The organism is Sinorhizobium fredii USDA 205 (assembly GCF_001461695.1).
GTDB classification, from domain to species: Bacteria; Pseudomonadota; Alphaproteobacteria; order Rhizobiales; family Rhizobiaceae; genus Sinorhizobium; species Sinorhizobium fredii.
On sequence record NZ_AUTC01000171.1, the window covers coordinates 1 to 13,913 of the forward strand.

The following is a 13,913-nucleotide window of genomic DNA, read 5'->3' on the forward strand; positions in this document are numbered from 1 at the left end:
CCCCGGCTTCGCTCACAGACCGGTCGTCCGCCACGGTCGCATCGACGACGATCGCCGCCGCGTCGTTGCCGCCGGTGATGTTGACGACGATCGCATGGCTGGCGGTGCCGTCCAGCGATGTCACCGTCAGCGTGTCGCTGACCGGCTGTCCCTGCTTGAGGGCCTGGGTCGCGGCCCGATCATTGTCGAGCGTGTAAGTCCAGGTGCCGGTTGCCGGATCGAAGCTGAAGCTGCCATAGACGCCGTCGAGCGCGGCCGGTGCGGCAAAGACCGCCTCGCCGGCATCGACATCCGAGACGCTGAGCGTGCCGGAGGCATCCGGGTCACCGTTGCCAGCCACCCCGGCTTCGCTCACAGACCGGTCGTCCGCCACGGTCGCATCGACGACGATCGCCGCCGCGTCGTTGCCGCCGGTGATGTTGACGACGATCGCATGGCTGGCGGTGCCGTCCAGCGATGTCACCGTCAGCGTGTCGCTGACCGGCTGTCCCTGCTTGAGAGACTGGGTCGCCGCCCGATCATTGTCGAGCGTGTAAGTCCAGGTGCCGGTTGCCGGATCGAACGTGAAGCTGCCATAGACGCCATCGAGCGAGGCCGGTGCTTGGAACATCGCCTCGCCGGCATCGACATCCGAGACGCTGAGCGTGCCGGAGGCATCCGGGTCGCCGCGGCCCGTGGCGCCGGCCTCGACCACGACCCGATCACCGGTCGCCGCCGTATCGACGCCGATTGCCGCAGCATCGTTGGCACCAGTCAGCGTGAGCGACACATTCGCCTCGCTTAACGTACCATTGCCGAGTCGTATCGCGTAGACGAAGCTGTCCTTGATGGTTTCGCCGGCCGAGAGGGTATTGATATCGACGCCGGCTCCGGGAATTCCACTTCCGTCGCTCAGACGATATTCGATTTTCCCGTTGTTGATTCTGACCCAGTTGCCGAGCAGCGTCTTTTCCCAGGCCGACGCGCCGGTCGATCCGACGTCTTTCGCGAGAAGCTCATAATCCGCGGTGATCGGATTGCCGTCGCCGTCCTCTACCGAGAAAAGCGACTTGGCCTTTCCACCGAGATCATTCGCCATCACGTCGAGAATGATGGTGTTGTTGACCGGGTTGTAGTTCTGCAGGTTGAAGATCTGGTCTTCTGACCAGAGGTAGGTATCGTCTTGTGCCTGTGGAGTATTGGTGAACGAAGTCGCACTGCCGCCGCTGCTCTGCGTAGCCATTAAAGTACCTCTTAATCAAAAATAATTATATAAATAATGATTATAGTAAAATTCAGAGCTAGACTTTTTCTCGATACCGCTATTCGAGGATAAAGTTCCGTATTCCCTTGCAAGAGACGGCTCAACTTGTCTCTTTGCGAATTGTTACCACATCGGCTGTGAAAGGGAAGACGATTTTCATAGATCGCTTGATTTATCGCAGCGGAAAACCGCTGTGGCAACGGCGCCCCGCTCTAATACGCTTTCACCGCTGCAACATAGTCCGCAAAAGCCTTGACGAAGCCGCGCAACCTCTCCCGGGTCTGTTCGTCAGTCAGTTGTCCCTGGCCGTCGAAGAGTGTCGCGGCCTTCGGCACCATCAGCCGCTTGCCCGACCAGAGTTCGGCGCCGAGCGTTCGCATCACGGAAAGCCAGGCGTTCTGGCTGAGAATGGTGCCGAAATTGCCCGGCGAGGCACCGGCGAGCGCGAACGGCCGACCACCGAATACTTTGCGGATATCGGCGGCCGGGCGGCTCAGCCAGTCGATGGCATTCTTGAAAACGCCGGGAACGGAATTGTTGTATTCCGGCGTGAAGAGAATGACGCCATCCGCCGCGATGATCTTCTGTTTCAGCGCTTCCACCGGAGCCGGCACGCCGCTTTCGGCCTCCACGTCCCCGTCATAGAGCGGGATGCCGTGCAGGGTCGCGGTGTCGAACTCGACCCCCTCGGGCGCGACCGCTGTCGCCGCGTTGAGCAGGCCGGTGTTGAAGGAAGCCCTGCGCAGGCTCCCCGATATGCCGAGAAGCTTCGTCATGGGTACGCCCATCCTTTTGTTCGCGCGGACACGGAAAATCCCGCCGTGGCAAAAGAACTAGGAGGATGGAGACAAAAGGAAAGCCGGAGATCGCCCCGGCTTTCCATTCTCGGTTGGCGACCACGGCAAGCGGATCACCGCCCTATTCGAGCGGCTTCAGCCGTGCTTCGATCTGCGCCCGCTTCGGTTCCAGGAAGGGCGGCAGCGACAGGCTTTCCCCGAGCGATTCCAACGGCTCGTCGACGGCGAAGCCGGGTCCATCCGTGGCGATCTCGAACAGGATGCCATTCGGCTCGCGGAAATAGAGCGAACGGAAATAGTAGCGCTCCACCTCGCCGCTCGACGGCAGATGAAAGCCCTTCAGCCTTTCTGTCCACTGGTGCAGATGCTCGACATCCGGCGCCCGGAACGCGACGTGGTGGACGGCGCCCGCTCCCTGACGGGCGATCGGCAGCCCCGGCTGGACCGCGACATGCAGTTCGGCCACCGCGCCGCCCTCACCCATGGAGAAAACGTGGACCTTGCCGTTCCCGTCCGGCGAAGGGTAATGACGCACTTCGCGCATATTCATGACATGGGTGAGCACCAGCGCGGTATTGTCGATGTCCGGCACGCTGATGGTGATCGGTCCGAGGCCCCTGATCTGGTGCTCTGCCGGGACCGGGCTCCTTTCCCATGGGTTCGAAGGTGCACGTCCACCATCGTCCACCAATCGAAACCGCTGGCCCTCGCCGTCCTCGAAATCGAGAGAACTCCGGCCGTCGATCTCGCTGACCTCGCCCGATGCCACATTCAGCTCGTCAAAGCGCCGCTTCCACCATTGCACGCTCTCAGCACTGCCGACGCGAAGTCCGGTGCGCGAGATGCTGTGCGTTCCGCGCCCCTCCGGTCCGACCGGCCAGTCGAAGAAGGTCAGGTCCGTGCCGGGCGTCGCCTTCCCGTCGGCGTAGAAAAGATGATAGGCGGTGGTGTCGTCCTGGTTGACGGTCTTCTTGACGAGCCGCAGCCCCAAAGTCTTGGTGTAGAAGCGCAGGTTCTCCGACGCATTTGCGGTAATCGCCGTCAGATGATGGATGCCGGTCAGTTGCAAGCTCATGATTGCCTCCTAGGCTTTCGGTTGAGCTGAATATCGGATTCCGGCCTGGCGTTCCACAAGTGGAGACGGCGCGAACGGATTGTTCCCCGACAGCGAACGATCGAAGTCAGACTCGTCTGATATCCTTCAGGTACGTATTCTCCGCACGCGAAATAGCAAAGGTCGCAGGATCGATATCAGCGAAAATCAACGTTTCGTCGGCGGAGTTGGCCTTCGCCATCACCTGCCCATCAGGAGACGCAATGCACGACAGACCGGCGAAGGAGAACATCGCGTCCGAGCCGCAATGATTGACATAGGCGACGAACACCTGGTTTTCGAAAGCACGGGTCTGGATCATGTGATCGGTGATGAATGTGCCCGACCAGCCGGCCGGCAGCGCCGTCGGCACGAGCACGGCATCGGCGCCGGCCGATGCGAGCCGGCGGACATTCTCCGGGAATTCGACGTCGTAGCAGATCAGCATGCCGCAGGCGACGCCGCGGTGCTCGAAGAGCCGCGTCGAAGGCTCCGCGGGCATGAAGAGCGACCGCTCGTAGTCGCCATAGAGGTGCGATTTCCGATAGACCGTCGGCTCGACATCGCCATCCACATGGACGGCGCTGTTGTAGACGGCCGCACCCTCGCGCTCGGCAAAGCCCGCGATGATGGCAATGCCTGAGTCGCGCGACATTCGCTGCAAGGCTTCAACAATCGGCCCGTTGGACGGCTCCGCCAGCGCCGGGATGTCGTCACCCGCTCCGTAACCGGTAATCCCGAGTTCGGGCGTCACCAGCAATGTCGCCCCCGCGGCCGCAGCCTCCGCAGCCGCGCCTTCGACACGAGCGAGATTGGCGGCGATATCGCCGCCAACGCTTCTCATCTGCAGGGCCGCAAGCTTCATCATTTTTGATCGGATGCCATGGCGCCGAGCAGCTTCGGCAGGTCGCCGAAGCGGGCGACGAGACCGAAGATGACCGCCGCCGTCGAAACGAAGAGAACCGTCACCGAGGCCATGGTCGGCGTGTAGCCGTAGCGGAGCGCATTGAAGATCTTGATCGGCAGCGTCTCCATCGTGAAGCCGACGGTCATGTAGGCGACAATATATTCGTTGAGCGACAGCACGAAGGCAAAGGCGTAGCCCGAGACAATGTAAGGCAGGATCAGCGGCAGCACGACGGTGCGGAAGATGGTGCGGTCGTCGGCGCCCATCGTTGCCGCGGCCTCGACCAGCGATCGATCGATCGAGGTGAAGCCCAGCGACAGCGTCACCAGCGGCAGGGTCACGAAGAAGATCGCGTGACTGACCACCGCCGTCCAGGGCTGGCCGTAAAAGCCGGCGGTCGCCCAGAAGGTCAGGAGACCAAGCGCCGTGATGACCGGCGGCAGCGTGAACGGTGCGACGCCCAGCAGCTGGAAGATATTCGCCCAGGGCGCCACCCGCCGCCAGAGGAACCAGGCCAGCGGCAGCGCAATCGCCACGGCCAGCGCCGCCGAGAGCACCGCAAGCGTCAACGAGGCAAGGAGCGCGTTTCGCCACTCGGGGTTCACAAAGATCTCCCCATACCAGGAGGTCGAAAAGCCCTGCGGCGGAAAGGCGAGCGTCTGCTTCTGATTGACCGAGACGCCGGCGACGACGATCAGCGGCAGCGCCAGGAAAAGGCCGATCAGGAAGAAGTAGAATTTCCGGAAAACGGAGGTCATGCGGCTTCTCCCTTGCGTCCGGCGATCACGGTGAGCGCCACCAGTCCGAGCGTTACGAGCACCAGGAACACGGCCATTGCCGCGGCAAAGGGCATGTTGGACTGGTAGATCGCCTGATCGGTGATCAGCACCGAGAGCGTCCAGTGCTGCGGCCGGCCGAGAAGCTGCGGCAGCAGGTAGGAGCCGAGCGCGAAGATGAATACCATGATCAGCGTCGCGACGATGGTGTTCCTGAGCGCCGGCACAACGACGGTGAAGAAGGCCTTGAGTGGCGAGGCGCCCAGCGTGCGGGCGGCCTCCGTGAGCGTCGGGTCGAGCCGGACGAGCGCCGGGAACAGGACCAGCACCGTATAGGGAAAGGCCTGGTAGACCATGCCGGTCAGGACCGCCGCGAAACTCGGCGTCAGCGCCTTCGCCTCGCTCATCAGGCCGAGCGCGACGAGGATATTGGTGATGCCGGCGGTGCGCGAGAACAACGTCGACCAGGCAAAGCCGATGATGACCTCGGAGAGCGACAGGATCGAGAGCAGCGCGACCAGCCAGACGATCTGCACGCGGCGCGCCATGCGCGTCAGCAGGTAGGTGAACGGCAGCGCCAGCAACACGCAGCAGATGGCGACGGCGATCGCCATCATCATCGAGAAGCCGAGCACGCCGCCGAAGAATGCCGAAAGGAAGCGCGCATAGTTGTCGAAGACGAAGGCCGGCGTATAGAAGCCGCCCTGCTGGCGCTGGAAAAAGCTGACGGCGATCATCGTGCCGAAGGGCACGACGAAGAAAATCGTCAGCATCGCCGCCGGGAAGAGGAGCGGCGAGTAGTCGGCGAAGGTCTGGGGCGGTTCGCGTCTCATTTGCGCAGCACCACGCAGACATCCGGGGTGAGCGCCAAGCCGACCTGTTGGCCGACGGAAACCTCCGGTCGCTCCCGTGGCGTCGAGACCGCGACGATCTGGCGGTCTGCAACCTCGACGAAGGTCTCGATGGTGCCGCCCAGGTCGCGCACGAAAGTGACGGTACCGGTCAGCGCGCCGGCGCCCGGCGCGGTCAGGTGCACGTCTTCCGGCCGGATCGAAATCGTCGCCTTGGCCGCCCCGGACGGCAATTGCAGGCCCGGCACCGGCTGCCCGAGCACGGTTACGTGGCCGCGGGTGTCCGATTCCGCTTCGATCAGGTTCGTCTGGCCGATGAAGTCGGCAACGAAGCTGTCGGCCGGCCGGCGGTAGATTTCGATCGGCGAGGCCGCCTGGCGGATTTCACCGCCGCTCATGACGACCACCGTGTCGGCCATGGTCATGGCCTCGCGCTGGTCATGGGTGACGACGATCGTCGTGATGCCGAGCTTCTGCTGCAATTGCCGAAGCTCCACCTGCATGGCCTCACGTAGCTTCGCGTCGAGCGCCGAAAGCGGCTCGTCGAGCAGGAAGAGCTTCGGCGAGATCGCCAGCGCCCGGGCGATCGCGACGCGCTGGCGCTGGCCACCCGAGAGCTTGGAGACCGGCCGGTCCGCATAGCCGGAAAGATGGATCATCGACAGCAGTTCCTCGACCCGCTTCTTCTGGTCCTCCTTCGGCGCGCCGCGAATGCGCAGGGAATAGGCGATGTTTTCGCCGACCGTCAGATGCGGAAAGAGCGCCAGCGACTGGAACACCATGCCGAGATTGCGCTTGTGCGTCGGCACGCGGGTAATGTCCTCTCCGTCGAGCCGGATGGCCCCGGAAGTCGGCAGGTCGAGCCCGGCGATCATCCGCAGGAGGGTCGTCTTGCCGCAGCCCGAAGGACCGAGCATGCAGACGAAGGTGCCATGCGGCACCGTTAGCTCGACGTCGTTGACGGCCTTGAAGGCCCCGAATTCCTTGACGACGTTCTGAAGGGCAAGTCCCGACATGTGTTCCCCGCTTTGGCGCTTCATGCGCAGATGCTGCGATGCCAGCGCTTATCGAGGCGCGACGGTGGCGGCAGCATTCGAGTTTGGACATAGGTTATCCCTAAACCGCCCGCGGTTTAAGGGATTATGCACTGAGCCATGCAGCCGTTCAGAGTGCTACAGCGACCTTGATACACTTGAAGGCGCACGGCGCTGCAGTCCGCCCCGTTGACCGGGGCGGACTGCACGCGACCGTCAACCGACGATAAGCTCCGTCCACTTCTGGTTCAACCAATCCGACTTCGACTGGTAGAGGTCGTAACGTGGAACGATCGGCTCGATATCGGACGACACTGCGGCGAACTCCTTGTCCGTCAGATCGGTCGACTCGCGCTTGACCGTCGGGGCGGTGCCGACCTTGCGCGACAGCGTAGCCTGGATAGCAGGCTGGCACATATATTCGATGAAGATGTGCGCCTCCTCCGCCTTCTGCGAGGCGCGCGACAGCGCCCAGCAACCGGAATCCTGGATACCGCCTTCCTTCGGGAAGGTGGAGCGAACCGGATGACCATCTGCCGCGGCAAGCCCCGTGACGTCGTGGTAATACTGGCCCATCGGGATTTCGCCCGACTTCAGCGCCTGCTCGAACTGCGCCTCGTCGCGGTACCAGAGGCGGACATTCGGCTTCACTTCGGCGAGCTTCTCGAACGCCTTCAGAATACCTTCCTCGGTGTCGAGCGCATTGGTGCCACCCATGTGAGTCTTGGCGGTCACCTCGAGCAGGAAGGAGTTGGAAACCAGCGCCAGCAGGCCGAGCTTGTCGGCGTTCGCGGGATCCCAGAGGGCCGTCCAGGAGGTCGGCGCTTCCTTGTAGACATTGGTGTTGGTGACGAGCGTGATGTACCAGGAGACCGCCCCGACGCCGGCAACGCGGCCGTCCGGATATTTGTTGACGAAGCGGTCGAGGAGGTTCGATGCGTCCTTGATCTTCGCCATGTCGATCGGCGTCCAGAGCTCGGTCGCCTGACCTTTGAGCATCGCGACCTGCGACATCATCGAAACGTCAGCCGGTGCCTGTCCGGCGCGGGCGGCCTGCTCGAGCTGAACGAGCCAGGCCTCACCGGTCGGTTCGGCGATCGACTCGACCGCAATACCCGTCGCCTTGGTGAACTCCGGGAAGATGTTCTTGTCGAAGGAGTCCTTGAAGTAGCCGCCATAGACGCCGACCTTCAGCGACTTGTCCTGGGCTCTCAGCACCGCGGGCATCGCCAGCATCGATGCACCGGCAAGCCCCGCCCCCAGCAGCGTGCGGCGCTTGATGGAATTGATGTTCATCGCATGTCTCCTTTGTTTGGCGGCTACCGCCGCGTTCCCTGTTGTTGTTGATTCCCTGCATCTTTTTCGGTCTCAATGGGCTGGCGCTCGTCGCTCGAGCAGCCGCGCATATTGCGTCAAAGGGTAGCAAAGCACGAAGAAAATCACCGCGACCAGCCCATAGACGGTGAACGGTTCGAAAGTAGCATTATTGATCGCATTGGCTGTCCTGAGAAGCTCCTCGAACCCGATGATCGAGGTCAGCGCCGTGCTCTTGATGAGCTGCACCAGGAACCCGACCACCGGCGGACGCGTGATCGCAAAGGCCTGCGGCAGGATGACGAGACGCAATTCCTGGAGATAGTGCAGGCCAAGGCTGGCACCGGCGTCCCACTGGCCGCGCGGCAGCGCCTCGACGCCCCCGCGCCAGATTTCCGCCAGGTAAGCGCTGGCGTAGAAAGTCAGTCCAAAGGCTGCCGCCGTCCAGGGCTCGATGCGGAAGCCAAGCATCGGCAGACCGAAGAACATCAGGAAGAGCTGCATCAGCAGCGGCGTGCCCTGGAAAAGCGCGATGTAGCCGGCACCGAAGCGGCGCAACCACGGCCGTTTCGAAATGCGCGCGAAGAGGATCAGCAGGCCGACCGCCGCGCCGCCGGCGAAGGCGACGATCGAGAGCAGGATTGTCCAGCGCGTTGCGAAAAGCAGATTGCGCAGAATGTCCCAAAAGGTGAATTCGATCACGACACACCCGCCCCTAACACGCGCCGGCCACCGGCGACAAGGAACCGCCTGATCGCCATCGACAGGCCAAGATAGATCATGGTGACGACAAGATAGGTCTCGAAGGACCGGAACGTCCGTGCCTGCAGCAGGTCTGCCTCGTGGGCGAGCTCGCGCACCGCGATCTGCGAAACGACCGCCGATTCCAGCATCATGATGACGACTTGGCTGGTCAGTGCCGGGAAGATTACCTTGAGCGCCTGCGGCAGAATGATCTTGATGAAAACCTGGCGCTGTCTCAGGCCCAGCGCGAGAGCTGCCTCGCTCTGCCCTCTTGGCACTGCATCGAGGCCCGCGCCGACGATCTCGGTCGTGTAGGCGGCCATGTTGAGGGTCATTGCGAGGATCGCCGCGACGATCGGGTCGAGACGGATGCCGATGCTCGGCAGGCCGAAAAAGATGAAGAAAAGCTGCACCAGGAAAGGCGTATTGCGGATCACTTCGACATAGATCGCCACCGCCTTGCTCAGCAGGTCATAGCGGCTGCGACGTGCGGCCGCCAAAAGAATGCTGATCAGAATGCCGAGCACCGTCGTGCAGGCGATCAGCAGCAAAGTCATGGCCGCACCGTGAGCGATCGCGCCCGCGGCGTCGTGAAGCCATCTAAAGTCGAGGCTGTAGCCCATCGTCGCAACCCTTCAAGGACAGCCTGCGGAAAAGGCTTCCGCAGGCTGCACATGCCTTAAGCCGCTTAGTCCTTGAGGTTGTCCGGGTTGAGCGGCGTCTTCAACCATGTTTGCGAGCTTTCGTTCAGCTTGCCGTCCGCAAGCATCTTGGCGACCGTCTCGTTGACCGATTGCTTCAGGCGTTCCTCGTTCTTGTTGAGCCCGATATGCGAGGGTGAGGTGAGCAGCTGGAACTTTTGTTCCGGCTTCAGCGCCTCCTGGCGTGCCAGCACCTGCGCGCCGACGTCATTGCCGACCACCATCAGCTGCGTCTGGCCGGAAATGAAGGCCTGGATCACGGCGTTGTAGTTGTCGAAGCGCTTGATGTCTGCCGAGGCCGGCGCGGCTTCGGTCAGCGACGTGTCCTCGAGCGTGCCGCGATTGACGGCGATCGTCTTGTCAGCGAGATCGTCCTTGCCGGTGACCTTGAGCTCAGCCGGACCGATAACGGCGATGTAGTAAGGCGCGTAGGCTGCCGCGAAATCGATAACTTCCGCGCGTTCCTTCGAATAGCCGACACTCATCAGGATATCGACGCGCTTGTCGTTGAGATAGGGGATGCGATTCTGGCCGGTGACGCTGACCAGGTTGAGCTTCACGCCGAGCGCATCGGCAATCTGCTGCGCCACGTCGACGTCATAGCCTTTGATGCTCATGTCGGCACTGGCTGACGAGAAGGGCGGGAAATCCGAGAATATCCCGACATTGATCTGGCCGGCGGCCTTGATGTCGTCGACCGCGTCGGCGCGAGCCATTCCTGTCGCCGCGCCAATCATCAACGCAGCGGTGAACATTGCTTTCAGCTTCGCCTGGATTGTCATTGTTGTTCCCCTGTTTTTGAATCTTGTCTGTTGTCAGGATTGGCCGATGGCCGCCTCCAGCCGGCGGCCGGTCGATCTTGGAGCTGTCATTTGCCGGTGATTGCCGGGCTGAAGACCATCAGGCTCAGGATTTCGAAGAGCACCTGCGCGCCGGCATGGGCGGTGTTGGTCGTCGCATCATATTGCGGGGCGACCTCCACCACGTCGCCGCCAACGAGGTTGACGCCCTTGAGGCCGCGAATGAGTTCCAGCACCTCGCGGGTCGTCAGGCCGCCGACCTCGGGCGTCCCGGTGCCGGGCGCGAAACTCGGATCGAGACTGTCTATGTCGAAGGAGAGGTAGGTCGGGCCGTCGCCGACGATCTTCTTCGCCTTTTCGATGATGGCGGGAATGCCGAGGCCGGTAACCTCCTCCGCATGGATCACAGTCATGCCGGACTCGTAGGAGAATTCCCAAAGATACTCGGCCGAACCGCGAATGCCGATCTGGATGACCCGGGTCGGGTCGAGCACGCCGTCGAGCACGGCATTGCGGAATGGGCCGCCGTGATGGAACTTGGTGAGATCGTAGGCGCCGCCGGTGTCGCAGTGGGCATCGATATGGATCATGCCGACCGGCCGCTTCTTGCCGACCGCCTTGAGGATCGGATGGGTCATAGAGTGGTCGCCGCCGACCGAGAGGGGCACGACGCCGGCGTCGACGATCTGGTTGAGACGCTTCTCGATGTCGTCATGGCTGAGTTCCAGCCGGTAGCGACTGCGGAAGGGAACGTCGCCAATGTCGGCAACCCTAAGATCGTGCACCGGCGCGCAGCCGAGCACGTGGTTGTAGGGTCCGATCCGCTCGATGGCGCGCAGCGCCCGCGGCCCGAAGCGGGAACCCGGACGGTTGGTGACGCCGAGGTCCATCGGTATGCCGACGATCGCCACCTGCAGATTGCCGAAGTCCGGATTGTCGGCATCGACCGGCATGTAGGGCGCGGTCAGGAATGTGGGGATGCCGGAATAGGGCGCCAGCCGCGTGCCGCTCTTCGTGAAGATCTTGTCCGCCACCTTGCGGAAGGTCGGATCGAAGAGTTCGCCGCCGTGGCTTTCGCCATATTTCGCCTTCAATTCGCTGAGCTTCTTGTCGTCCCAGGCCATTGGCCGAGCCTCCCTGTCTGTCGCCGGGGATAAGCGTCGCGAAGCCATCGCAACTGGCGGTTTCGCCGATCCGATCCGACGCAATCATGTTCCCCAGGCATTTTGCCCTTGTTGAACCTATTAGGTGACAAATCCTCTGGAAAATCAATTGACATTGTTATAGCGTTTCGTGTGAGAAAATCTCACAGCATCGAAGTCTTCCGGAGCCCCGCTTGTCGAGCCGCCTGCCCCCGTTGAATCCGCTGCGCGCCTTTGAGGCGACGGCCCGGCGCGGTTCGGTTTCCGCCGCGGCCCGCGAGCTCAACGTCACCCATGGCGCCATCAGCCATCAGATCCGCGCGCTCGAACTTTCCTTCAACGTGCCGCTCTTCGAGCGGGGCGGCAAGCGGTTGAGGTTGACACCCCAGGGCGCGTTGCTGCTGCCGGCCGTCATGCACGCCTTTGCCGAGATCGCCGCCGCCACGGCGGCGATGACCCGGCCCGCCACGAGCGGCGAGCTCCGCATCACCTGCGTGCCGGCGCTGCTCTCCTTCTGGATGATCCCGCGCCTGCATCGGTTCACCGAGCAGTTTCCCGACGTGCAGCTGACGCTGGTCGCCTCCAACGACGAGGCGCATCTCCACTCCCCCGACGTCGATGTCTGCCTCCTCTACGGCGATGGCAATTGGGGAGACTGCTGGGTCAGGCTCTGGAGCCGGCTGGAGCTGTTTCCCGTGGTCAGCCCGACGCTCCTCAACATGCGGCCGCTGCGCTCGGTCCGGGATCTGCGCGACCATGTGATGCTGCATGGCGACGACGGCCGCGAGTGGAACACCTGGCTCGCCGCCGCCGACGCGACCGACCTTCAGCGCGGCCGCCAGCACTTCATGAGCGACGCGCGGCTCTCGACCGAGGGCGCCCTTCACAACCAGGGCGTGGCGCTCGGCGATACGATCACCGCCGGCAGCTTGATCGCCCGCGGCGAGTTGATCGCGCCCTTCGACCTGACGGTCCCCGCCAACGACGCCTTTTTCGTCGCCTGCCGCAACGAGGTGCGCGCCGCACCGATCGTCCGCGTCTTCATCGACTGGCTGTTTGCGGCACTCGAGAGCGATCCGATGCCGGAGCTCCAGACCTCCGCCCGCACGATCATCCGCTCCCGCATGTCGAGACCGGAAGGTCCCGAACAAAAATCGACAGCGAATGGCTTCCAGCCCGTTTCTTCCCCGAAGAACCGGCGCCTCGAAGGCCCGCAAAAACGCAAGATCAAGTCATAATGCAGGCGCACCGCGCCTTTCTTCAACAACAGGAATGCTCGATGCCCCACTTCAATCGCCTCGTCGAAAAACTCTCGCCGCCGCCGGTCCCTTCGGTGCTCGCCTGGGCGAGGGCCTATGATGGAGCAAAGGCTCCGCTGATCGATCTGTCGCAAGCTGTACCCGGCTATCCCGCCCATCCGGATATGCTCCGATGGCTCGGCGAGGCGGCAGCGTCGCCTGCCTATACCGGCTACGGCGCGATCGAGGGCGAGCCCGAACTGCGCAGCGCCTATGCCGACCAGGTGGCAACGCTCTACGGCGCCCCGATTGCCGCCGAGAACATTCACATCACGTCCGGCTGCAACCAGGCCTTCATCTGCGCCGCCATGGCGATCGCCGGCGCAGGCGATACGGTGCTGATGACCAACCCCTATTATTTCAATCAGGAAACGACGCTGGCGATGCTCGGCATCAATGTCGAACTCGCACCCTGCGATGCCGGCGCAGGCTTCCTGCCCGAGGTCGATACCATCGCCTCGGCGCTTCGGCCGGGCGTCCGCGCCCTTGCCCTCGTCTCTCCGAACAATCCGACCGGCGCCGTCTATCCGGCGGACCTGCTCCAGCGCATCTATGAAGTCTGCCGGGCGAACCGTACCTGGCTCATCCTCGATGAGACCTACCGCGACTTCCTGCCCGACGCCACAGTCGCGCCGCATCGCCTGCTCCAGACCAAGGGATGGCAGGAAGGTTTCATCGGCCTCTACAGCTTCTCGAAGTCGTTCTGCATCCCCGGCCACCGCCTCGGCGCGATCACCGCCGGACCGGCGGTCGTCGAGCAGGTGACCAAGATCATGGACAACCTGCAGATCTGCGCGCCGCGCTCGGCTCAAGCCGCTGTCGCCAAGGCCATCCCGGCGCTTGCCGATTGGCGGCTCGCCAATCGCGCCGAGATCACCGCCCGTGCCAACGCGCTGAAGGAGGTCATGGGCCGCCTGCCGCAATGGAAACTGCAGGCCATCGGCGCCTATTTCGCCTATGTCCGTCACCCCTTCCGCGACATCGATTCGCAATTCGTCGCCGAGAAGCTGGCAAAGCTCGCCGGCGTCGTCTGTCTGCCGGGCGATTATTTCGGAGCGGGGCAGGAAAGCTATCTGCGTTTTGCCTTCGCCAATGCCGATGTACCGACGATCCAGAAATTGGAGGAGCGGCTGGCGGGATTTGAGTTGCCGGGCATTTAATGCATGTCGCCCAAAAGTGTGCAGCGGTTTTGGGACGACGACATGCATAGAAA

Annotated in this window: 14 protein-coding genes; 2 read left to right on the forward strand and 12 right to left on the reverse strand. The window is 62.8% G+C overall.

Translation table 11 applies throughout. The annotated features are described in order from the left end of the window. From N181_RS25060 to speB, 12 genes are all read right to left on the reverse strand, one after another. Positions 1 to 1,222: VCBS domain-containing protein (locus N181_RS25060; RefSeq protein WP_202907437.1), on the reverse strand; the 1,222-nt coding region annotated here is incomplete at its 3' end. A 233-nt stretch (positions 1,223 to 1,455) separates the two neighbouring features. Further along, entirely contained in the window at positions 1,456 to 2,019 is a 564-nt protein-coding gene (locus tag N181_RS25065) for an NADPH-dependent FMN reductase (RefSeq protein ID WP_014329321.1), read from the reverse strand. A gap of 142 nt (positions 2,020 to 2,161) precedes the next feature. Further along, positions 2,162 to 3,115 carry a ring-cleaving dioxygenase gene (locus N181_RS25070; protein ID WP_014329322.1) on the reverse strand — a complete coding sequence of 318 codons (954 nt, stop codon included), beginning with the start codon at positions 3,113 to 3,115 and terminating at the stop codon, positions 2,162 to 2,164. A 106-nt stretch (positions 3,116 to 3,221) separates the two neighbouring features. Further along, entirely contained in the window at positions 3,222 to 4,001 is a 780-nt protein-coding gene (locus tag N181_RS25075) for a carbon-nitrogen hydrolase family protein (RefSeq protein ID WP_014329323.1), read from the reverse strand. Next, on the reverse strand, positions 3,998 to 4,798 hold the full coding sequence (locus N181_RS25080) for an ABC transporter permease (RefSeq protein WP_014329324.1): 801 nt from the start codon (positions 4,796 to 4,798) through the stop codon (positions 3,998 to 4,000). The genes N181_RS25075 and N181_RS25080 overlap by 4 nt, the downstream gene beginning before the upstream one ends. Next, entirely contained in the window at positions 4,795 to 5,649 is an 855-nt protein-coding gene (locus N181_RS25085) for an ABC transporter permease (protein ID WP_014329325.1), read from the reverse strand. The genes N181_RS25080 and N181_RS25085 overlap by 4 nt, the downstream gene beginning before the upstream one ends. After that, on the reverse strand, positions 5,646 to 6,683 hold the full coding sequence (locus tag N181_RS25090; protein WP_014329326.1) for an ABC transporter ATP-binding protein: 1,038 nt from the start codon (positions 6,681 to 6,683) through the stop codon (positions 5,646 to 5,648). The genes N181_RS25085 and N181_RS25090 overlap by 4 nt, the downstream gene beginning before the upstream one ends. 234 nt (positions 6,684 to 6,917) lie before the next feature. After that, positions 6,918 to 7,997 carry an ABC transporter substrate-binding protein gene (locus N181_RS25095; protein ID WP_014329327.1) on the reverse strand — a complete coding sequence of 360 codons (1,080 nt, stop codon included), beginning with the start codon at positions 7,995 to 7,997 and terminating at the stop codon, positions 6,918 to 6,920. A gap of 72 nt (positions 7,998 to 8,069) precedes the next feature. Continuing rightward, a complete protein-coding gene (locus N181_RS25100; protein ID WP_037394336.1) occupies positions 8,070 to 8,717 on the reverse strand; it encodes an amino acid ABC transporter permease in 648 nt (215 codons plus the stop codon). Further along, positions 8,714 to 9,382, reverse strand: a complete 669-nt coding sequence (locus N181_RS25105) for an amino acid ABC transporter permease (protein ID WP_014329329.1) — start codon at positions 9,380 to 9,382, stop codon at positions 8,714 to 8,716. The genes N181_RS25100 and N181_RS25105 overlap by 4 nt, the downstream gene beginning before the upstream one ends. Positions 9,383 to 9,447: 65 nt before the next feature. Next, complete coding sequence (locus N181_RS25110; RefSeq protein ID WP_014329330.1) at positions 9,448 to 10,242, reverse strand: transporter substrate-binding domain-containing protein; 795 nt, start codon at positions 10,240 to 10,242, stop codon at positions 9,448 to 9,450. Positions 10,243 to 10,328: 86 nt separating this feature from the next. Further along, a complete protein-coding gene (speB, locus tag N181_RS25115) occupies positions 10,329 to 11,384 on the reverse strand; it encodes an agmatinase (protein ID WP_014329331.1) in 1,056 nt (351 codons plus the stop codon). 212 nt (positions 11,385 to 11,596) lie between these two features. On the opposite strand from speB, the gene N181_RS25120 reads away from it, so the two are divergent. Together N181_RS25120 and N181_RS25125 are read left to right on the forward strand one after the other, a co-directional pair. Continuing rightward, entirely contained in the window at positions 11,597 to 12,640 is a 1,044-nt protein-coding gene (locus tag N181_RS25120; RefSeq protein ID WP_037394333.1) for a LysR substrate-binding domain-containing protein, read from the forward strand. Positions 12,641 to 12,681: 41 nt separating this feature from the next. Then, positions 12,682 to 13,860 carry an aminotransferase gene (locus N181_RS25125; RefSeq protein ID WP_014329333.1) on the forward strand — a complete coding sequence of 393 codons (1,179 nt, stop codon included), beginning with the start codon at positions 12,682 to 12,684 and terminating at the stop codon, positions 13,858 to 13,860. Positions 13,861 to 13,913: the final 53 nt, after the last annotated feature.